Genomic DNA, 24,258 nt, shown 5'->3' with positions numbered 1-24,258 from the left:
TAACAATTATGAATAATCTTTCGAACAACAAAAAAAAAATTACTAGCACTACTAAAGCAAAAAAAACTAAAAGAAAATGCCCAACATAACGTAGAACCGGTAGCTCCTTTTAGCTTAATTAGTGACCATGATAAGAGCTTGCTTGCCGATGATGTTGTAGACGCTTATCCGATCAGTGTCTTACAAATGGGCATGCTTCACCACATGGATATGAGTAATGGTGAAGAAAGTCCTGCTGATTACCATAACCTGACTACCTTTAGAGGGCGCATAAAAGGCGCCTTTGATAAAACGCTTTTTCAAGAAAGTATCAATATCATCGTAAAGGAGCACGATAACCTTAGAACTACTTTTGACTTAACGAACTTTAGTATCCCGCTTCAATTAGTGCATCGTGAAGCCTCTTTGGAGATGGGGTATGACGACCTTAGAGGTTTGTCTGAAGCAGAGCAAGAAGCTGAAATTAGTAGATATATCGAACTCGAAAATAAAAATATGTTTGATATTACTCAGGCTCCACTGATGCGTTTTCATGTACATCAAATAGAAGATGATGTGATCAGTCTATCCTTTACGGAGCCTCATTCTGTATCCGACGGTTGGAGTACACACTTAACCGTCATGGATATTTTTGATATTTATTTCGCGCTGCAAAGAGGGCAGACCTTCTCTTTGCCAGAACCGGCGCTGAAATATAGTGATTTTATTCACGAAGAATTGAAAATATTGAAATCTCAAGAAGCCATTGATTTTTGGGATGCAAAGCTTAAAGAGTGCGTTAATACAGAGCTACCTTTCTTAGAAAAAGAAGTCGCGACACAAGAAGTAGACATATATAGCCATAAATACCCATTTAAATTACCCCGTGACATCGTTAAGCAACTGCATGAAGTGGTAAAAAAAACAGGGGTGCCATTCAAAGGAATTCTGCTGGCTATTCACTTTAAGTTTTTAAGTATTGTCACCGGTCAGAGCAATGTGACAACTGGTTTAGCATTTAATGGTCGGCTAGAAGCGGAAAATAGTGAGCAAATGCGCGGAATGTTCCTCAACACTTTGCCGGTAAGCATGGATCTGTCCGCGGGGAGTTGGCGCGATCTTATTCTTGCTTCGCATCAGTCTGAGCTAGAGCTAGTACCATTTCGTCGATACCCATTTGGTGCGATCCAGAAAAAGTACGGAACTCAGCCTGTTTTTCATACTCATTTAGGGTTTCTTCACTTTCACTCGATGGCAGATAAAGTCGCCGAGGGGAATGTAGAAAAAATAAGCAATGTCGACTTGTCAAAGACCAACTTTGATTTATCTACTGTGTTCTGTATGGATCCGAGCGATAAGTACAACATAGAATTTCTTGGTGAGGTAAACCTTAATAAAGTATCTAAGTCGCAATTTGTAAGTTATATGGAAGTTTACGTTCGACTGATGAAGGACTTAGTTGAGAACCTAGATAACCCCCATGCAAGTAGCTGTTTTTTGAGCAATGATGAAAAAGAAAAGCAGTTAGTATTGTGGAATCAACATGAACAGGAGTATGACCGTACTTTACATATTCACACTATGGTTGAGCGCTGTGCTGAGCTTTACCATGATAAAATTGCTGCAAAATATGACGATGAGTCTATTACTTATGGGGAACTAAATACAAGAGCTAACCAGCTGGCATATTGTCTCGTGGAGTTGGGACTAAAAAATAACGAATTAGTCGGTATCTGCTTAGAACGCTCCGTTGAGTCTTTAATCGCAATGACCGCGATCCTAAAAGCGGGAGGGGCGTATTTACCGTTAGATCCTGACTATCCCCAAGAACGCTTGGAATATATGTTTGAAGACACACAGTTAAATCTTGTTATTAGCACCAAAACGTTGCAATCAAAATTACCAGCTAATTCACATACCATGATTTGCTTAGACTCTTTTGGAGAAGAAAAGTGGGATCTTCAACATTTATCTACGCTACCGAGCAGTAACCTACATCACTCAGAGTTACTTCCTAGCGAACAGCAGCTTGCTTATGTTATCTATACCTCAGGCTCCACGGGTAAACCTAAAGGTGTGGCAGTAACACATAATAATGTCGTTAGCCTTGTCGAGGACAATAAAAATATCGAAGTATTACCATCAGATGTTATGGCTCAGGCATCCAACGCCGCTTTTGATGCCGCGACCTATGAATTTTGGGGAGCATTGACTAAAGGCGCGATGATATGTGGGGTAAACAAAACGACTCTACTTTCTCCTGAACTTTTAAAAGCGCAAATTGAACAAGATAAGATTACAGTCATGTTTGTTACTACGGCGTTGTTTAATCGTATTGCCGACGAGCAACCGGACACTTTCCAAACGCTGAGAAAAGTTTTATTTGGGGGAGAGGCACACTCTCTAAAAGCGATTGGAAACATTCTATTGGGTAAATCACCACAGCAATTAGTACATGTTTACGGGCCAACAGAAACAACGACATTTGCGACAGCGTTTAAGTTTGACTGTAATGAGTTTCGCCGCTACGCGAGTGCGCCAATCGGTAAGCCATTGAGCAATCATAAATGTTATGTACTGAACCCACAGTTAGAACCAGTACCCGTTGGTAGTGTTGGTGAGCTATATATCGGTGGAGATGGCGTTGCGTGTGGATACTGGCAACGTGAAGCCTTAACGGATGAGCGCTTCATTCCTAACCCTTTTAATCACAGTGGTGCAGCAACGCTCTATAAAACAGGGGATACGGTACGTTACCTAAGTGATGGTAACATTGAATTTGTTGGTCGTGTTGATAACCAAGTAAAGATCCGAGGCTTCCGCATAGAGCTAGATGAGCTCAGTACAACACTACAGTCTTGTCCTATATTAAAAGACAGTACTGTCATCGTCAGAGAAGATGAACCTGGTGACAAAAAGTTAGTGGGCTATATTGTTTATCGTGATGACAGTGAAAGTAATTTAGACGAAGTAATCAAATATTTAAAATCCAAACTGCCTAGCTATATGGTACCAACACTGTTTGAGGAGCTTGAAAGTATCCCATTAACAGTAAACGGAAAAGTAGATAAAAAATCGTTGCCGAAGCCAACACTTACAGGACAGAATCAGAGCCACTTTGAAGCACCACGTAACACCAATGAAAAGATACTCTGCGAAATTTGGCAAGAAATTTTGGGTCTTGAGAAAGTGGGGATCCATGATAATTTCTTTACTTGTGGCGGTGACTCAATTATTTCAATTCAACTGGTATCTAAAGCAAATCGACAAGGTATTAGCATTAATACAAGGGATATATTTGAAGCACAAACAATCGCTGAACTTGCGAAGAAGTGTGCTGAAAATGATACGGTATCCGCTAGCAAGGTGAGTAGTGGTAAACTGACACTTCACCCAATCCAAGCTAATTTCTTCTCAACACAACATACAGATCACAATCACTTCCATCAATCCGCATGTTTGAGTGTACCAACAGATTTTGATATTAAGTTTTTGGATGAATTTGTTTCAGCTTTATACCAACGACATGACGTGTTGAGGCTAACTTTTGCAAAGCAAGATGAGAAGTGGCAGGGTAAGTTTGCACACATGGATACTGACAAATTAAGTCAGGTAGTTAAGCAGGTAAACTTAGACACTCGTGATGGTGAGTTAGCAACGCGTTATGAAGAGATAGGCTTTGAGTTTAAATCATCATTTGATATTTCATCGGGGCCGCTCCTTAATATCGTGTATATTGATAGCCAAGAGCCTGAAAACAGACGCTTATTAATTATTATCCATCACCTTATTGTGGATGGTGTCAGCTGGCGGATCTTATTAGAGGATTTGAATTCGGCTTATCAACAGTATTTGGCTGATGGCAGTGTGTCTCTTACAGCTAGTGGCACTTCTTACAAAGATTATGCGGCGATGTTAAGCAATCAAGATAGCCAGCAGCGCTTTGAATCAGAAAAGCAATACTGGCTACATCAATTGCAAAATGGCGATCTAGTACTTCCATATCAAGATACTGATTCCAGCGATACTTATGCAGATGCTGCAAATCAAGAGGTTGTTGTAGATGCTAAAACAACACAGTCATTATTAGGTCAGAGCAATGCACCATTTAAAACCAAAGTGAACGAGTTGCTCCTAAGTGCGCTTGCACTTGCGTTTAACCGCTGGTGTGGTTCTACTGCGATCAATGTCACACTTGAAGGTCATGGGCGAGAAGAGTTTCATGAAAACGTGAGTTTGTCTCAAACAATGGGCTGGTTCACGAGTATGTATCCTGTCCTGCTTAGTCACCAAGATTGTAAAGCCAGTGGTGGACTTGGAAATCTTATTTGCTCAGTTAAAGAGCAGCTAAGAAAAGTACCAAATAATGGAATAGGTTTTGGTGCGCTTAGCTATATATTTGACGATCAAGATATTAAGCGTGCGTGTGAGCAACATGAAAATAGCATCTTATTTAACTACCTAGGACAATTTGATCAACAAGCTGGTGAGCAAGCACTATTCAAAGGCGCAGGAGATTTTACCGGCGCAGATATTAGTGCCCAACATACTCGCAGTCATTTATTGGATATAAATGGCATGGTGTTTAATGGCGAGTTGAAGTTCCAAGTAAACTATCATGCAGAAAAGTTCGATAATGCAGACATTAAGAAATTTTGTTCATTTTTCGAATCTGCACTGATGGAAGTATCGGCGTATTGTGAACAGCCTAATGTAGAAAGACTAACACCTGCGGATTTCCCTTTATGTCAATTGAGTCAAGGTGAATTAGATACTCTACAGTCTCGTTATACCAATATCGCAGAGTTATATCCTGTAACTAGTATGCAAGCGGGATTGATTTATCATGGACTGTTAAATACTGAGAAAGATTCTTATATCAATCAGCTAAACATTGAGTTTAAAGGCAAGTTTGAGATAGAACTGTTTAAAAAAGCGTGGTTAGCCGTTATCCAGCGGCACAATATCTTAAGAACGGCGTTTGTTGGGTTAGATCGTGAAACACCATTGCAGCTTGTATCTGAGTCAATTCAAATGGATTGGACACACCTAGATTGGAGTGCCAAAAGTGCAACTGAGGTAGAACATGAATTCGCTGACTTGTTGCAAGAAGACAAACAGCAAGGGTTTGACTTTTCAGTTCCTGGACTCATGCGCTTTTTCACTATTAAGGTTAATGCAACTTGCTATAAGTTCGCATGGACTCATCATCACACACTGATTGATGGTTGGTCACAACCAATTTTATTTGGTGAAGTCTTTAGTGCCTATCAGGCTTTTGCAGCTAATCAACTACCTGAGTTTGTTGGTGAAGCTAACTATAAAGAGTACATAAAGTGGTGTGTTGAGCAACCACTGGATGAAGCGAAGCAGTTTTGGTCTGAACATCTCAAAACACTAGAATCACCAACGCAACTGGGCATTGAGAAGAGAGAGGGTGATGATACCTCCGTAGCCATTGCTGAGCAGAGAAAGTCGTTAACCACAGATCTTACAAGCCAATTAAAGAAGGTTGCGGGCGAGGCACAAGTTACATTGAACACTTTAGTTCAAGCTGCTTGGGGTTATTTACTGCATCGCTATAGTGGTAACGATGAAGTTATATTTGGTGAAACGGTTTCTGGGCGCAATGTTGAAGTCGATAACGTGGATAAAATGGTTGGTTTATTTATCAAGACGTTACCTTCAGTTGTGTCGTTCACAAATGACACTCGTGTCGATCAGTGGTTGAAAGGGCTGCATGAGAATCAGAACAAACGAGATAAATTCAGTTACCTATCACTCACGCAAATTAAAGAATGTAGCCAATTTGATCCGATTGCACCGTTGTTTGATGTTGCAATGGTATTCGAAAACTATCCTATCGCGGATGCTCCTGAGCTTGGTCAGCAAGAGAGTGAGTTTGAAATCTCAGACTTTAATGCAAAAGCACATGCACACTTTGGTATGAGTTTGATAGTCGCACCAGGCGAGGCTTTGACATTTGAATTAAATTATTCAGAGCAAAAATATGAAGCTCATTATGTTCAGACGTTACTGGATCATCTTGAAACCGTTTTAGCAGGCATTGTAAATAACTTAACAGCCAACGTCAGTGAGCTACCATTACTGACCGCAACTGAGCTGGATGCCATGGTAATATCATCGGATAATGCCGCTGAAACTGTACCAGGTATGACAGTACACAGCTGGTTTGAACAACAAGTTGCACAGTACCCAACTCGTCCGGCTCTGCAGTTGCATGATGAGGTCATGAGCTATCAAGCTTTAAATATCGCGGCAAATCGATTTGCCGGGTATCTGCAAGCCCAGGGCGTTAATGCACAGAGTAAAGTCATTATTCACTGTGAACGTTCGTTTGAAATGATCGTTGCGGTTTTAGCCGTTTTAAAAGCGGGAGCATCTTATGTTCCTCTTGATGTATCTTACCCTGTTGAGCGCAAAGATTATGTGATTAATGACTCTGGAGCTGCAGTTATTATTACACACTCAGCGCTAGAGGAGACGTTACCGACTCATTCTTGTGATGTCGTTAGTGTCGATAATTTATCTGAATTAACTGCGGCCTATTCCGAGTGTAATACCGTCAGTGAACACACTGGTGCGAAGCCAAATGACCTTGCATATGTTATTTATACATCTGGCTCGACTGGCAATCCAAAAGGTGTGTTGATTGAGCATGCGTCAATGTTAAATTTAGCTCGCCAACAGACTGGTTTGTTTGCAGTTGATCAGCAAAGCAGAGTGTTGCAGTTTGCATCGCTGAGCTTTGACGCCGCGGCATGGGAACTACTCATGGCATTATGCAATGGTGCTTGCTTGTGCTTGATTGACGCTCACACATTGATGAATCCAGATCTAATGGCTCAATACCTTTCTGACCAAGAGATCACACATGCTACGCTGCCTCCGGCGCTGCTAGTAAACTTAGCCTCAGAGCAATTTAGTCAATTAGAAACTTTGATTGTGGCAGGTGAAGCCATATCAAAAGAGCAGGCAATCATTTGGTCAGAAGGACGGAAATTATTTAATGCCTACGGACCAACGGAGAATACAGTGTGTATTTCTGTTGGAGAAATTACCACTGAGAATGTGCATATTGGACGCCCGATTGGTAATGTCGAGTGCTTTATTCTTGACGCATATCAAAGGCCAGTGCCTGCTGGTTGTGTCGGGGAACTATATGTTGGTGGCCGAGGTCTGGCGCGAAGCTATTTAAACTTACCTGAAGTAACCGCTGAGAAATTCCTGACACTTCCAACGAATGTGGTGGGAAGTAATACCGAGCGAGTATACCGAACCGGTGATTTAGTGAGGCTTAACCTTGAAGGTAATCTTGAGTTTATAGGAAGAGTTGATAGCCAAGTCAAAATAAGAGGCTTCAGAGTGGAGCTAGGTGAGATAGAGAGTGTTATTAACAGCTTCGATTTCATTGCAAATAGTGCTGTTCTCTTGGCACAGGGAGAATCACATGACAATAGATTGATCGCCTTTATCGAGACGACTGAAGCGCTGACAAATGCAGCGGATGATGTATTCACCTTGTTGGAAGCTAAGTTACCGTCTTACATGCTGCCTTCAACTATTAATGTGCTTGAAGCATTGCCTTTAAACCATAATGGCAAAGTGGATCGCAAAGCCCTCAGTCAAAAAATACAAAGTGAACCGAGCACGCTGGAGTATGAAGCGCCAAAATTTGAAATTGAAGCACAATTGATAGCGCTGTGGCAAAGCTTGCTCAATAAGCGCAATATTGGGATAAAAGATAACTTCTTTAAATTGGGTGGAAACTCTCTGTTAGCTATGCGGTTAAGAGAAAAAATTGTTCAAGAGTTGGAAATTGAGGTTTCAGTCACAGACATCTTTAACTACCCAACGGTGGAGCAATTGGCAGGTTTCATTCTGCATGAGCACAAAGATAACCCATTAGTAAATACGGCGCTGATTCAGTTTACCGAAGAAGGTAGCGGCAATGTCCCAATCGCGGTTGTCGGTATGTCTACTCGCTTCGGTAACACACAAAACTTTGAGGAGTTTTGGTCGTTGCTTGAGTCAGGACATGAGGCTATTGAAGAGCTGACTGATGAGCAGCTACGAGCAGCAGGTATTTCAGAGAAGCTAATTGGTAACCCAGAGTATATTAGGAAAACTTTCCGTTTTCAGGGAATGGAAATGTTTGATGCGGAGTTCTTTGAATTTAGCGAACGTCAGGCTGAAATGACAGATCCACAGCACCGAGTGCTGTTGGAGTGTGCATATGAAGCTATGGAAATAGCTGGATACCCAAGTGAACCTGAATCAGGAAGTGTGGGTGTTTTTGTTGGCAAGAGCGACAATATTGGATGGATCCAAAAGATGATGTCGCAAAGTCATGGGCATAATGCCGTTGATGGCATGGAAGCGATGAAAGCATCATCGGGCGCTTTTTTATCGACTCAGCTTTCTTACAATCTGAACCTCACTGGACCGAGTGTTAATATCAATACGGCTTGCTCAACGTCACTTGTTGCAGTTCACCAAGCATGTAAAAGTATTCAAAATGGTGAATGCACGATGGCCTTAGCGGGAGGGGTTTCTATCTCGGCTATGGAGCCTGCTGGCTATGTTCATCAAGAAGGCTTTATCACCTCAAAAGATGGACATTGTCGCCCGTTTGATGAGAGCGCGAGTGGGACACGAGTAGGACAAGGTGCTGGTATGGTGTTACTAAAGCGCTTAGATCTTGCTATTGAGGACGGTGATACCATCTTCGCAGTCGTCAAAGGCTCGGCTATAAATAACGATGGGTCGCTAAAGCCTGGCTATACAGCACCGAGTGTTGAGGGGCAAGCTAAAGCAATTGCGAGTGCAATGACAGTGGCAGGTGTTGAACCCAGCACGATAGGTTTTGTTGAAGCGCATGGTACAGGTACTTATTTAGGAGATCCGATAGAGGTTCGAGCGCTTAACCGAGCATATAAGAGTGTTGCTGGCAAAGAGCTAGATAAACAGTCGATCGCGCTGGGTACGCTCAAAGCCAATATCGGCCATTTGGATACAGCAGCTGGTGTAGCTGGATTTATACATGCCGTTTGTGCACTTAATTATAAGAAAATATCTCCAAATATTAATTTTAACAGCCCGAATCCTGAACTTGATCTACAGTCGACCCCATTCTATTTAGAGAATGAATTACGCGAATGGAAAGGTGGTGTGGAGCCGAGAAGAGGTGCTGTAAGCTCCTTTGGAATTGGTGGAACGAATGCACATGTTATTTTGGAAGAGTTTGAAGGATCCGGTGAGGACAGAAGCCGTATGAAATATCACGTATTACCTTTATCAGCAAAATCTCCAGAGGCGTTAATTGCAAGTAAGGGGAGATTGTCTGCATACATCAATAGCCATGCGGATATTGATGTGGCGAATATGGCGTATACTTTGCAGCAAGGCAGAAAACCTTACCAGTATAGAGATGCGTTGGTCGTGACGTCGGCATCTGAAGCGACTGAATTACTACAAACAACAGCTCAAAAAGTACATCGCGCAGCGTCTCGTGAGCTGACCTTTATGTTCCCAGGGCAAGGTGCACAATATACCGGTATGCTACTGTCTCTATATCAGTCTAGTGATGAGTTTAAACAGCAACTAGACGAGTGTATCGCGCTATTTAATCCATACCTAGACAGTGACTTGTACGCAGTCTGCTTTGACCCCGAAAAAGAAAGGTTATTAGATCAGACTAACTACACTCAAGCTGCGTTATTTAGTATTGAATACGCGTTAGCACGTCACCTTATGACTCTTGGGATCAAACCGAGTGCGATGATAGGCCATAGTATAGGAGAGTACGTGGCTGCATGTCTTGCTGGTGTGTTCAGTCTAGAAGATGCGATTCATATCGTAGCGAATCGTGGTAGGTTAATGCAGAGCATGCCAACAGGTAATATGGTGGCGATTAAATGTACGGCTCAGCAAGCTAATGAGATTGCGGCTCAGTTTAATTTATGTGTAGCTGCAACAAATGCAAAAGAGAGCATCGTGCTATCAGGCGACAGTGACTCTATCTCTCGTTGTCTAGCGTCTCTTGAAGCAAACTCGATTAAGTACAAGAAATTAAAAGGTGATAGAGCATTCCATTCTCGTCATACTCACTCAATCTTGATGGAGTTTGAGTCTGTTTTTGATGGCGTTTCTCTACACGCTCCTGCATTACCTTTTATTTCCAATGTGAGCGGCGACTGGATCACGCCGGATCAGGCTATGACAGCGCAATACTGGGTTGAGCAGCTTGCTGGGGAAGTGCGCTTTGCCAGTGGGATTGAAAGTTTGATAAATCGTTATCCAGAGCATGCACTATTAGAAGTTGGGCCTGGGAAAACGCTAGCGGGCTTGGTTTCAATGCATCTTCCTGATCTAATAGAAAGTGTAGTACCTTTTGTGTCATTAGCGGATAACCATAGTGAAGGCGAAGAGCTAGTCGCCAATGTAATGGCTAAGCTTTGGTCAATTGGTGCTCATATTGATTGGTCAGTTTGCTATCGTGGTGAGAAAAGAAGACGCATTCCTTTGCCGACGTATGCGTTCCAGAGAAAGCGATTTGAACCACAAATACGCCAAGAGATGCACAGTGCAACTACCAATCAAAACAATAAGCTAGACTTTAGTAAGTGGTTCTATGCTCCAAATTGGCTGCGCAAGCCAAACCAGCCTAGCCAAGTAGATGGCCATAGATGTTTATATATTCATGATGCTAAGCATGATCCATCTCTACATATTGCGCAGTTAACAAGGGCAAACGTAGAAGTTGTTCAAGCGATGGGTGCTCAAGCAACGAGGCAAATCAGTGATTCAACATTTGAGGTTAACTTAGCATCTGAGCAAGGAATGGTTGCACTATTCACGCTGCTAGAGGAACAGCACTTTGACCATATTGTCATGCCGTTGGGCTTTAGTACACAAGCCAGTAGTGCGATGTTGTCCTATGAAGCACGTTTACAAAACGACTTCTATCCTGCATTTTTCATGTTTAAAGCGCTTGCAGAAATTCACAGGTCAGACTTGAAAGTTACGCTGTTAACAGCTGAAGCATTTGAAGTCGTGGGTTATGAAAATAACAACGCAATTGCCGCGATGCTCCCTGCATTATGTAAGAGTGCAACTGCTGAGCTCGTGAATATTGATGCGGGTGTGGTAGATATAGAAAACACACAGGCTTCATTCAGTCATAGTTGGGTAGATGAATTAGGCCGCGTGTTCAGTAACGATAGAATTGTCGCGCTTAGAGGAAAAAATCGTTATGTTGAGACCTACTCACAGGTAGATGTTTCAAGTTCTGCGTCCAATCTTAGCCAAGTAAAAGAGAATGGTACTTATATCATTATTGGTGGATTAGGTGGGATGGGATTGGCGGTTGCAGAAGAGTTAGTTTCTAAGGCAAGTGTAAACCTTGTGCTCACAACAAGAACTCAATCTACAATTGCTGATTTACGGACAAGGCTTGAACCACAGGCATATCAGCGCTTACAAGATATTAATAATAGTGCGATGTCTTGCCAGATTAGCGCACTTGATGTCGCCGACAATCAAGCATTTGAAGCCTTTGTTACTGATTGTATTGCGACAACGGGCACGATTGACGGGATTGTATACTGTGCGGGGGTGCCTGGCGCTGATAAGCCCATCGCTGAGTTAGATATTGCAGAGTTACAAGCGGTTATGGCAAGTAAGGTCTCAGGGCTAATCAACCTAGAAATGGTAATTAAACGCCATGAATTGCAGCCTAACTTCATTACCTTGATGTCATCATTACAAACCGTGGTGGATACCCATAAAAACCGAGTTGATTATGGTGCTGCAAATAGTTTTGTTGATAACTTTATCGCGCAGCTATCTGAAACAATACCTACGTGCCAAATCCAAGTAATTAATTGGAACACTTGGAGTGAATCGGGTATGGCTGTGAACGCCGTATCGGAGCAATCTTTGGAAGTTAACATTGCTGAAAAAGTCGTAAATAGCATTTCTAATAGTGAAGGTCGAAGAGTTTTCGCAACGGCCTTAAATAGTGGCTATCAGCGTATTGCAATCTGTGCCACTGACTTATCAGAATTGAAAAATCTTGAAAAACAAGCTTTGAAAAAAGCACACCCCAAGCAGGAACAACAACTAACCTCGGATGAGGCTGCCGAAATCTTTGATAGTATATTGTTTGATATTCTTGGCTGTCAGGAGGTAGATTTACGTCAGAATTTCCATGCGTTAGGCGGGGACTCTTTGGCTGCTATTCGCTTAAATGCGCAATTTGCAGAGCGCCTTGGCGTCGATATTTCGATGGCGGAGATCATGGAATCACAAAGCATGTTGTCTTTATTTGACAGCATAAACCAAAAGCTAGGTGACTCTGTACAGAAAAGGCAAACCATTGCGAGTGTGGAAAAGCTGTATGGCCCACTTACTTTTGCACAGCAACGCCTTTGGTTCATAGATGAAATGGAAGGTGGAAGCTCTGCATATAACCAAGCTTGGGCTATCAAATTAACAGGTGAGCTAAATACGGTTGCGATGGAAAATGCAATCAAGTCAGTGATTGAACGCCACACAATCCTAAGAACAACGTATCATCAGGGTGATGAGGCCTTCCAACAAATTAATGAAAATTTCGAATTTGAGTTGGCATTAGTTGATATTAGCAATGTTAACAAAGCGCAGAGAGATGATGAAATCGAGCGCATAATTAATGAAGAGCAACGCCTACCATTTGTACTTTCTCAGGATCTCATGGTGAGGTCAAAGTTACTTAGACTGGGACAAACAGAACATGTCTTGCTGTTTTCACAGCATCATATTTGTACTGATGGTTTTTCAATGAGTCGCTTATTTGAGGAGTTAAGCTTCTACTATAATGGCTTCCTGAGTGATAATAAGCCGGCTTTACCAGCACTTCCTATTCAGTATATGGACTATGCTTACTGGCAGCGTGAACATATGCAAGGCGAGACGTTTGCGGCTGAGCTTGAATCTGTGTGTGAAAGGTTGAGAGGTGCACCTCAGGTACATAGTCTTCCTTTAGATTTCCAGCGACCAAATCAACAGAGTTATCGTGGTGATAAGTGGATCAGTAATCTAGACAATACGCTATCTAAAAAGCTCCATGCGCTGGCAAAATCGACAAATACGACCCTATTTATGGTGATGAATAGTGCGCTTTCTATACTCATTTCAAAACTTGGGACAGAAAATGATGTAGTCATTGGTACTCCTGTAGCTAACAGAGGTGAGCAAGAGACCATGCCATTGATTGGTTTTTTTGTGAACACAATGGCTATTCGTACGCAAGTTGATGTTGAGCAATCATTTACTGAACTACTGACACAGGTTAAAGAGGAATGCCTTCATACATACGAAAATCAACATATTCCTTTTGAGTTAGTCGTTGAAAAAATTAACCCAGAGAGAAGCTTGGGATACCATCCTTTGGTACAAATTTTACTGGTTGTACAAGATAAGAATGTGGGTGATCTACAGCTAAATAACCTTGATATTGAACGTATGTTACCTAGTGAAGCTTATAGTAAGTTTGACTTGAGTGTAAATGTGACCGATCACGATGATGGTATAGAGGTTTGCTGGGAGTATGCGAAAGATTTGTTTGCTGAGTCTAGTATGGCACGTTTTACCAAACACTTTATCACTTTGTTAAATAATATTGTTGAAAATCAATCTCTCCCAATAGCTGAATTGTCTTTGATTAGCCCAGAAGAGCAAGTTGAGTTATTGTCTTTTGCCCAAGGTGAGGTGATAGAGCTATCTAAAGAGCCGACGATCCACGCCTTATTTGAACAGCAAGTCCAGAAAACACCAGAAGCGACTGCTGTGAGTTACGATGATGACACGCTAACTTATGCAGAACTTAATAACCGAGCGAACCAATTAGCGAGTTACTTGAAGCAAAAAGGTGTTGGGGAAAATAAATATGTGGCCCTGTACATGGATCGCTCCGTCGAGTTGGTGGTAGCAATTTGGGCTGTGTTAAAAGCTGGTGGTGCATATATTCCTTTGGATGTGTCAACGCCGAGTGAGCGCTTAGCTACGATCCTGATGGATAGTCAGCCTGTCTGTATTTTGACTCAGCAGCATCTATATGACTTGGTCGCTCCATGCTCCGCTCTTCCAGTGATCGCGCTCAATGAGCAAAGTCTACAAGCTGAGCTTATGAGTTATACTACTGTAAATCAGTCAATTAACTCTCAGTCACCAGATAGTTGTGCCTATGTTATTTATACCTCAGGCTCGACAGGCACACCAAAAGGCGTTGTTTGTACTCATAGAGGACTGATTAACCGTATTGATTGGATGCAAAATGAATTTAAATTGCATCAAAGTGATGTCGTGCTGCAAAAAACACCTTACAGTTTCGATGTATCTGTTTGGGAGTTTGTATGGCCTCTTACTTCGGGTGCTAAACTTGTCGTGATGCGACCAGAGGAACACAAAGATCCAGAACAAATCCGTCAGTTAATTCAAGCAAAGCAAGTAACCACTTTACACTTTGTGCCCTCAATGCTGAATGCGATGTTAAGTGCTGATGCATGGCATGGATGTGATTCTGTTGCCCGTGTAATTTGTAGCGGAGAAGCTTTACCCATAGAACTGCAAAATACTTTCTATAGCAAAGCAAAACAGGCTTCATTACATAATTTATATGGCCCAACAGAAGCATCGATAGATGTGAGCTTTTGGCACTGCCCGAATGATACATCGGCAAAGACGGTTCCGATTGGTAAACCTATCCAAAATACGCAGCTGATCATTTTAGATGAGCATCAGCGACTTGTTCCTCACGGTGTGGTTGGTGAGCTGTATATTGGTGGTGTTGGTCTTGCGAGAGAGTACCTTAACCGACCAGAATTAACGGCTTCGACCTTTATTGCTAATCCATATTCTAGCTTGAACACACAGCGATTATATAAGTCAGGAGATCTTGCATATGTTAATCAACAAGGGCAAATCGAATATGTTGGACGTATCGATGATCAAGTGAAGATCCGAGGGCTTCGTATCGAATTGGGCGAAATTGAGTACCATTTAAACAATATTGAGCAAATATCTAAAACCACAGTGCTTGCAAGACAGGATCTGTCAGGTAACACCCGACTGGTTGCATACTACAGTGTGGTTGGCGATGCAGAACTTACAAATGAACAACTACATCAAGCACTTGTTGCGGTGTTACCTGAATATATGGTGCCAGCAACTTTCGTGCTGATGGAGCAATGGCCGCTAACGGTAAGTGGTAAAGTAGATAAAAAGCAATTGCCCAACCCTGTGATGCAGACAGCATCGGAATATCTTGCTCCGCAGACGGATGTCGAAAAAGTACTTAGCAGTATTTGGGAGGAATTGTTAGGTATTGCAAAGGTAGGTATTAAAGATAACTTTTTCTCGCTGGGCGGAGACTCTATTTTATCCACTCAAGTCGTGGCTAGAGCGAAAAGGGCAGGTTTAACGTTTACAATTAAAGATATGTTTAATTATCAAACGATCCAAGAGCTTGCACCTGTAGTGATGAGTAATGCTGCAATTGATATTCCTCAAGAAGCAGTCGTTGGAGAGCAGTTACTCACACCAATTCAAAAACAATTTGTCGAGAAGCGTTTAGCTAACCCAAATCACTATAACCAGGCCGTATTATTAAATGCTCCAGAGGGAATGCAGCTATCTGAGCTAGAAACAATTGCAAAAAGTGTAATATCTAGGCATGATGTACTACGTCTGAAGTTTGGACTTGAACAAAATCAATATTGTTACATCCCCGAGTCTGATATTGATATTTCTACTGTTGTACAGGAAGTTAGCTTTACTGAGATTGCTGATTCGGAGCAAGCAAAAGCAATTGAGCTTTTCTGCGGGGGTCTGCAAGAGTCTCTGAATATCAGCAGTGGAGAGACATTTAAGCTTGCTTTAATCCATCTTGGAAATGGCCGCTTGAAGCTGTTTATCTTGGGACATCACTTAATTATCGATGGTGTTTCATGGCGGATAATCATGGCGGATCTAGAACAAGCTTGGGAAGATTTGAAATCTGGTAATGATGTGTTATTGTCTGCTAAGACAACTTCTTATCAGTTTTGGGGTCAGACGCTATCTGACTATGCATGTAGTGATGATTTGCTAAGCCAACGTGAATATTGGATTGATCAGCTAAGTAAATATGAGCAGCACAATATCGAGTGTCTGGCTGATACGCAGGACAGCATTATTAGTACTGCAAGCCTTGCTGTTTCTGAGGAAAACACTGCACAGCTTGTAGATTCCGCTAATAGTGCATATAGAACAAAAGTGCATGAGTTGATTATAGCGGCTGTATTTAGTGCATTTCGACAATGGTCTGGCGCTGAAACCATACGTGTGGATATTGAAGGCCATGGGCGGGAAAATATTGCCGATGGGATTGACCTAAGTGATACGGTAGGCTGGTTTACGTCAATCTACCCATTAATGTTAAATGCACCGATGAATGAACCTGTTGGTGAGTTGATTAAGTTAGTTAAAGATTCGTATAGAGGTGTGCCTGACAACGGTATTGGGTTTGGTGCCTTGCGTTATCTAGCAAATGACCATGAGATACAAGCGCTTGACGAAAGCACGAGTAGCTATAATGTCGTGTTCAATTATCTTGGTCAGTTTGACAACATTGCTTCGGCGAAATCAGCGTTTTCCTTTGCTGAAGAAAAAACGGGTCTATCGTCGAGTGCAGAGAATAAGATTGACGATTTTATCACTGTGAATGCTCTTATTTATCAAGGTAGGCTCAAGGTTGATATTTCATCAATTAAAGTCGGTGAAGCACAATTAGCGCAATTGCTGTCATACCTAGAACAAAGTATCGAGACAGTGTTGCTGGCTTGTCATAGCAAGCTAGCAGAGCAAGAGATGATTGCCGAGTATAACGAGCTTGCACATTCGCTTCCTAAGCAAGTTGAAGCAATTGAAATTTAAAAACGGATAATAGATAAGCTGTTAATATGAATATCTTCAATTTACTAAAACAATTAAAAGAACGAGATGTCTCTGTTGGAGTAGAAGGGGAGAAGCTGAAAGTTTACGACCCTGAAAATAACTTAACACCTGAGTTGTTACAGAGCTTGAAAGAAAAGAAACAAGAAATTATTCATTTCTTCAGTAACAGTGATGAGCTAACCAAGTCTGACTTTCCTTTGGCTGATCTCACGCGTGAGTTATTTACGGAAATTCATGCAGAGTATACCGATCTACAGAGCATTATGATTGCTACACCAATGCAATCAGGAATGATTTTCCAAAGTCTAATGGATAAATCCAATGCTGCTTATACGGTTCAGCTATCAGGGGAGCTGGTCGGTGTTATCGATGAAAAGGCCTTTGAAGCAGCATGGCTTCACCTGATTGAGAGACATGAGATCTTAAGAACTTGTTTTGTTGGACTTGGAGAAAAGCGTATTCATCAATTGGTCCGTAAAGCGGCTGCTTTTTCAGTCCAGTATCATGACTTATCAAGCTATAATCGAACGCTCGCATATGAGCAGCTTGATGCCATCAAACAAGCAGATAGAGAGCAAGGCTTTGACCTTAAAGTGCCTCCTTTGATGCGGGTGCAACTTGTTAAACTTGATACGGAGCTATATCAGTTTATTTGGTCATATCATCATGCTTTGCTCGATGGTTGGTGTAACCCTATTGTGATCCAAGAAGTGATGGCGTTTTATCAAGGAGTCGTGAATGGGACTCCAGTGGTGCTCGGTGAACCTGCTAAATATGAAAACTTTATCCGCTGGTTGAAATCCAGAAATACAGATAAATCAAAACTATTTTGGCGGGAAACTTTATCTGGTTTATCTGAAGCTGCGCCTTTGCCATTTTTGAAACCTGCAAAGACGCTTACTTCACACTATGAAAAATGTTCTTTTTCGCTGTCTGAAGAGCAAAGTCGTAACCTTGCGCAATTAGCCCAAAAAGAAAAATGCACAGTGAATGTACTGTTGCAATTTGCTTGGGCATACCTATTAAGCCAGTACTCGGCGCGCCAAGATGTGCACTTTGGGGTCACTGTATCAGGCCGTCCAGCGGAGCTGTTGGTGTTGAGAATATGCTAGGGTTATTTATTAACTCTATTCCCCTGTGCGTATCAGTGGACAAAACGTCAACAATTCGAGCTGTGTTAGACCATATTCATCGAACTAACATGGAATGTAACGAACATAGCTATTTGTCATATAGCGATATTCAAAAGCAGTCAGATATTCCTGCGAATAAACCGTTATTTGAAAGTCTCGTTATTTTTGAAAACTATCCCTCTGATGGGGTGGCTGGTGATGACAGCTCAGTGAGGCTCACTCAATTAAACAGTGAAGAGGATACTAACTTTGCATTAACCTTATACGCGTCAATGGCTGAGAAATTGGAGGTTGACTTACATTTCCAAACCGCAAGAATATCTCTAGAGAATGTACAGAGTGTAGTGGAATATCTACAACAGATCTTAATCAGCTTAAGTCAGGTATCAATGGAGGAAATAATATCTGAAGTAAGCCTTATCCCGGTACCAAAAACGAAGGCTTTTATTGCTGGGGAAACGAAAGAGATTAACGCTAAATCAGGGTTGTTGGCACAGTTTGAACATTATGTTGGAATGACGCCAGACAAAGTGGCGGTGGTGTGTGATGATTACGCTTTCACATACAAACAGTTGTCTGAGCGCATCAATAAAATGGCGAACATGTTACATACACAAGGCCTTGGTGCTGGCGATTTGGTTAGCGTTTATTTGCCAAGAAATATTGAACTGTTAACCTCTATGTTGGCAATTCAGAAAGTAGGAGCCGCTTATGTCCCACTTTCGACCAATTATCCAATTGACCGGATAGCCTACATGCTAGAACATTCAAAAGCTAAGCGTGTTATTACGAGCGGTGATTTAGCGTTGGAGCTTGAGAACTGCGCGGATAGGGTTTTAGATTTGTCTGCATCAAACATAGTGACTGCCTTAGAAGGCAGCTCAGTAGCCCTTAACAATGAAATTCAGCTTCCTGCGCCTGATGATCTCATGTATGTGATTTATACCTCAGGATCGACAGGCAAGCCAAAAGGGGTTTGTATCAGCCATAATAATGTCGCTAACTTTCTCCATGCAATGGAGCAAAGTCCTGGGTTATCTAGCCAAGATAGGCTACTTGCGATCACCCCTATCAGTTTTGATATTTCAGTACTTGAGCTCTATTTGCCACTGTATGTTGGCGCAACTGTTCATATTGTCGATGAGAAAATAAGTAAAGATAGCGGTAAACTGGTAAGCTATATCGAGCAAAATCAGATCTCTTGTGTACAGGCAACACCAGCTACTTGGACGATGTTAGAAGGGCAATCAAACTGGTCTACAGTCCAGCCTATAAAAGCGCTTTGTGGCGGTGAAGCATTGCCTCTGCATTTAGCAACAAAGATGGTGTCTAGGTACGAAGAAGTTTGGAATATGTACGGTCCAACTGAGGCAACCGTGTGGGTTGGTGCACATCGTATTGACAATGCTGATACTATTTCAATTGGTACGCCAATACTCAATACTAAGTTTCATGTTTTAAATGACAAGCTAAAACCAGTAGTGCCAGGCATGAGTGGAGAGTTATATATATCTGGGGCTGGATTAGCGAAGGGTTATTTGAATGAGCCGGAACTGACAACTGAACGATTTTTATCTTCTCCAGAATCTGGAGAGTTGATTTATAAAACTGGAGATGTTGTTCGACAGAACAGCAACAATGCCTATCAATACCTAGGGCGTGTGGATGAGCAAGTCAAAGTGCGTGGTTACAGGATTGAACTAGCAGAAGTGGAATCAGCGCTGATACAAAACGAATTAATTGAGTTCGTTGTGGTTAAAGCCGTATCAAATGGGGATGATTTCTCTCAACTGGTTGCCTATTGTGAATTAACCCCGGCAAGTAATGAGTATGATAACCTCGACTTACTTCAAAAAGTTAAAGCTCATCTCAATGAAACTTTACCTGAATATATGCATCCAGCTTACTTTGAAATTATCGAAAATTGGCCGCTTACGCCAAGTGGTAAGGTAGACAAAAAGGCATTACCAAAACCAGAGATCTCACTTGCTTTAGAAGAGTATGTTGCGCCTAATACAGACACTGAGCATAGCTTGGTTGCTCTGTGGTCAGAGTTACTTAAATTAGAGCCTTCAAAGATAAGTGTTACCAGCAGTTTCTTTCTTTTAGGGGGCAACTCTTTGCTATTGATGCGCTTAGTATCACGACTTAGGGAACAATTTTCTGTTGATATTGAACTAGAAGAAGCAATGGAACTATCTAGCATTCGATTGTTGGCTGAGAAAGTCGATGACTATCAGAAAAGTAATGCACTTTCAGACATCAGTAAGGTATCGGATGTATTGGCAGAAGATGAAGTGGAAGAAGCTATATGATAGAGAATCTACTACAAAGAGTTAAGGAACAAGGGATAAAGTTATACCTAGATAACGAAGGTGCCTTAAAACTAAGAAGAAAAACGAACACAGCAAACGACTCATTAATTGCAGAAATAAAAGAAAAAAAAGCACAGATTATCGAATGGCTTAAGGTTTCAGCAAAGGTAAATGACAAAATAGCAAGAGCTGAACATATTGATAGCGAAGCGCCAGCATCTTTTGCTCAGCAGAGAATGTGGTTGATTAATCAATTAGAAAGCAGTGATGCACATTATAATATGACAGACGCATTGCATATTAATGGCACCATAGACTTATCTGTGATTGAACAGGCTTGTGATGAGATTATTAAACGACACGAACCTCTTAGAACCGTTTTTTTTGAAAGAGATGGGCAGGTGTGGCAAAAGGTATTAGACAAGTTTCATTTTCAAGTTACTCGTTTTGACTTTACTCAAGAAAGTGAAAATGTGGACAACCTAGTTTCTGAGTGTGTGAAGCAGTTTTCGTTACAAGCTTTCTCTCTTGAATCTGACTTGATGTTGAAAGTTGGCTACATTGAGCTGCCAATGAATAACACCGGTGAAGCGCAAGGAGTATTACTCTTTAATCTGCACCATATTGCTGGAGACGGATGGTCCAGAGGACTGCTGCTTAAGGAGTTCAATCATCTCTATCAATCAATTCAGCAGGGAGAGCCGGGTCGGCTGACACCAAATGCACTTCGATACATAGATTACTCGGTATGGCAAAGAGAGCAGTTCGAGTCATCAACAGTAGACTCTCAGAGGGCGTATTGGTTGAAGCAGCTTACTGAGTTGCCAGATGTGCATGCTTTGCCACTTGATCATCCTCGCCCACCAGTGCAGAGCTTTGATGGTAGTCGTGTTCAATTTGCTCTAGAAGCGCAGTTGAGCATGCAGTTGAAAGCGTTGGCTGTTGAGCAAAATGTAACATTATTTATGTTACTTCACGCAGCGTTTAGTTTATTGTTATCTCGCTATTCGGATTGCACTGATATTGTAATTGGTACACCTGTGGCAAATCGAAGGCAGCAAGAGTTAGAGGGATTAATAGGCTGTTTTGTAAATACGCTTGTACTGCGTACCAATACGTCTGAGAACAGGCGCTTTATTGATTACTTGCATGATGTAAAAAAAATCAATGTAAATGCACAAGCAAATCAAGATATGCCATTTGATTTACTTGTTGATGAGCTAAATCCGCAGAGAAGTCCTGCATACTCACCGTTATTTCAAATTCAGTTTAGTATGAATAATACTGAGTCGGTGAAGCCGAACTTAGCGAGTTCTTCAGTTTCTTCTGCGAATGTATCACGTAGTCTAGTAAAGTATGAACTTGCGTTACATGCCGTGGAGGATCATGACAGACTGAATTTTAGATTTGAGTATAATACTTCAATATTCAAACAAGATACGATACAGCAACTACAAGCCTGCTTTGTTCAATTGCTAAAAAGTATTGTTGCGACGCCACAACAGGGTATTCATGAATTAACACTAGTTTCTGAATCTAACCAACATCACCTTTTGGTTGAGCTCAATGATACATCAGCACCAATAGCGCACGATGACAATGTCGTCGCAGCATTTACGCAGCAGGTTGCCGATAACCCACAACGTATAGCTGTGACTTATGAGGGAGAGTCGTTAACGTACCAGCAACTCGATGAAAGAGTGAATCAATTAGCAAACCATCTACAAGATAATGGTGTTGGGGCGCATAGTTATGTTGCTTTATATATGGAACGTTCGCTGGAAATGGTTGTTGCTATTTGGGCGATTTTAAAATCTGGTGGGCCTATATTCCGATCGATCCGACATTACCCGCTGCAAGGGTAAGGGTTATACTGCAAGACGCGTCACCAGTCCTAGTTTTAACACAGAAAAGGTTTTACGGCTCACTGTCCTCATACCATCATAATGTTGTCTCTCTTGATGAGGATTCGGTGATACAAACCCTAAGTAGCGGCTCACAGTCATTTGAAACTAATTCACTATTTCAGCAAGGGCAGGAAGCTTATATTATCTATACTTCAGGTTCTACTGGTGAACCAAAAGGGGTAATTTGCGAACACAAAGGCTTGTTTAATCGCATTGATTGGATGCAAAAAATGTATCAGCTGAACTCGGCTGATTGTGTGCTACAAAAGACACCATACAGCTTTGATGTATCGGTATGGGAGTTTATATGGCCACTAATTACAGGGTGCCGTCTAGTCGTAGCAAAACCTGAGGGTCATAAAGAGCCGAGTTACTTGTCATCACTTATTCAATCACAAAAGGTAACAACATTACATTTTGTGCCCTCTATGCTTAATTTGATGCTTCAAGCTGGTGACTGGGAGCAATGCAGTACGGTTCGCCAAGTGTTTTGCAGCGGAGAAGCGCTATCAAGTGAATTACAAGCGCAGTTTTTTGCAACGGAGACAAAGTCTAAATTACATAATTTATATGGTCCAACAGAGGCTTCAATAGATGTTACTTATTGGGAGTGCGATAGCGCTGCTGATAAGGGGGCTAGTGTGCCAATAGGTAGACCTATACAAAATACAAGTTTAGTTGTGTTAGATAAAAACGGAAAACTTGTTCCATATGGTGCTGTTGGAGAGCTTCATATTGGCGGAATGGGATTGGCGGTAGGTTATCTAAACAAACCCAAATTAACAAAAGACAAGTTTATTCCAAACCCATTTCCACAGTTAAATGGCCCTAGACTATACAAAACGGGTGATTTGGTTCGTTATAGCGAAGGTGGTAAGCTGGAGTATTTGGGTCGAATAGATCACCAAGTTAAGCTGCACGGCTTAAGAATCGAGCTTGGCGAAATTGAGTATCAGCTGGTTCAGCATGACAAGGTTAATCGATGTCTCGTTATGGTTCGTGAGGACATTGTTAATCAACCAAGATTGGTTGCGTATTTTGATAGTCCACACCCTGATATAGAAACACACTGTACAGAGTATCTAAAACAACAATTACCAAGTTATATGGTACCGGAAGTCTTGATCAAGGTAACGCAATGGCCGCTCACTGCGAACGGCAAAATCGACAGAAAAAAGCTACCTGTACCTAATGTGCCAGACACACTGAAGTATCTAGCTCCTGAAAACGAAATAGAAAGTCAGTTGCAACTTTTTGTGATGTCAGTACTACATTTAAACGAAGAACAAGTAAGCGCCGATGCTGACTTCTTTGAGTTGGGTGGTAATTCTTTACTGGCAATAAAGTTGATATCGAAGATTAACGAACAGTGGCAAATAAATATATCTAGTAAAGAAATCTTCAATACTAGAACCATAAGAGGGTTGGGCGCAGAGATAGAAAAATATACTCTAGTATTGGCTTCCCAAATAATAACAAATAATACGCAAGTAGAGGAAAGTGGCTGGCTATGAACATTGTACAACTAATTCACCAAGCAAATAGCTCGGGTGTAACACTATTTTGTAAGTCTGGAAAATTAGGGTTTAGATTAAATAAGGGTTGTACTTTCCCACCAGAACTAAAACAAAGCATAGCGGATAACAAGCAAGCTATTATTGAATTTTTGACAGCCTATGAATCTTCGCCGAGCCTAGCGTTAAAGCCTATCACCCCAGTAGACAGAAACACAGATAAGTTCCCTCTGTCTTTTGCCCAGCAGCGGCTATGGTTTATTGATAGTTTGCAAGGTAGCACTCCAGAGTACAATATGCCGATGGTATTTGAGCTGTCAGGCACGATTAGTCTGACGAGTATTCAGCGAGCCTTTCGTGAAATTATCGCGCGTCATGAAGTCTTAAGAACCGTCTATGAAGAGCATGATGG

General features: G+C 41.7%; 6 protein-coding genes. All 6 read left to right on the top strand.

Features of this window, described 5'->3' with window-relative positions; genetic code table 11:
- Positions 1–138: 138 nt before the first annotated feature.
- Positions 139–16,956 (top strand): non-ribosomal peptide synthetase/type I polyketide synthase, encoded by a 16,818-nt coding sequence (locus tag D9603_RS13410; protein ID WP_128731684.1) that lies wholly within the window; start codon positions 139–141, stop codon positions 16,954–16,956.
- A 26-nt stretch (positions 16,957–16,982) separates the two neighbouring features.
- Positions 16,983–18,089 (top strand): condensation domain-containing protein, encoded by a 1,107-nt coding sequence (locus D9603_RS13405; RefSeq protein WP_128731683.1) that lies wholly within the window; start codon positions 16,983–16,985, stop codon positions 18,087–18,089.
- Positions 18,083–20,425 carry a non-ribosomal peptide synthetase gene (locus tag D9603_RS13400; RefSeq protein ID WP_161972747.1) on the top strand — a complete coding sequence of 781 codons (2,343 nt, stop codon included), beginning with the start codon at positions 18,083–18,085 and terminating at the stop codon, positions 20,423–20,425. Before D9603_RS13405 ends, D9603_RS13400 begins: the two co-directional genes overlap by 7 nt.
- Complete coding sequence (locus D9603_RS13395) at positions 20,422–22,290, top strand: condensation domain-containing protein (RefSeq protein WP_128731681.1); 1,869 nt, start codon at positions 20,422–20,424, stop codon at positions 22,288–22,290. Before D9603_RS13400 ends, D9603_RS13395 begins: the two co-directional genes overlap by 4 nt.
- Entirely contained in the window at positions 22,224–23,846 is a 1,623-nt protein-coding gene (locus D9603_RS13390; protein WP_161972746.1) for a non-ribosomal peptide synthetase, read from the top strand. The genes D9603_RS13395 and D9603_RS13390 overlap by 67 nt, the downstream gene beginning before the upstream one ends.
- Positions 23,843–24,258, top strand: a 416-nt coding sequence (locus D9603_RS13385) for a condensation domain-containing protein (protein WP_241651660.1), incomplete at its 3' end; no start/stop codon positions are given. The genes D9603_RS13390 and D9603_RS13385, both read left to right, overlap by 4 nt.

It is taken from the genome of Pseudoalteromonas sp. PS5, from assembly GCF_004103255.1.
GTDB classification, from domain to species: Bacteria; Pseudomonadota; Gammaproteobacteria; order Enterobacterales; family Alteromonadaceae; genus Pseudoalteromonas; species Pseudoalteromonas peptidolytica.
Note: the sequence above shows the minus strand (reverse complement) of the source record. Positions and strands in the feature narration are given on the sequence as shown.

Excerpts from the sequence above, each read along its gene's own strand:
- D9603_RS13400 (WP_161972747.1), top strand. The coding sequence starts at position 18,083 with ATGCTAGGGTTATTTATTAACTCTATTCCCCTGTGCGTATCAGTGGAC.
- D9603_RS13395 (WP_128731681.1), top strand. The coding sequence starts at position 20,422 with ATGATAGAGAATCTACTACAAAGAGTTAAGGAACAAGGGATAAAGTTA.
- D9603_RS13405 (WP_128731683.1), top strand. The coding sequence starts at position 16,983 with ATGAATATCTTCAATTTACTAAAACAATTAAAAGAACGAGATGTCTCT.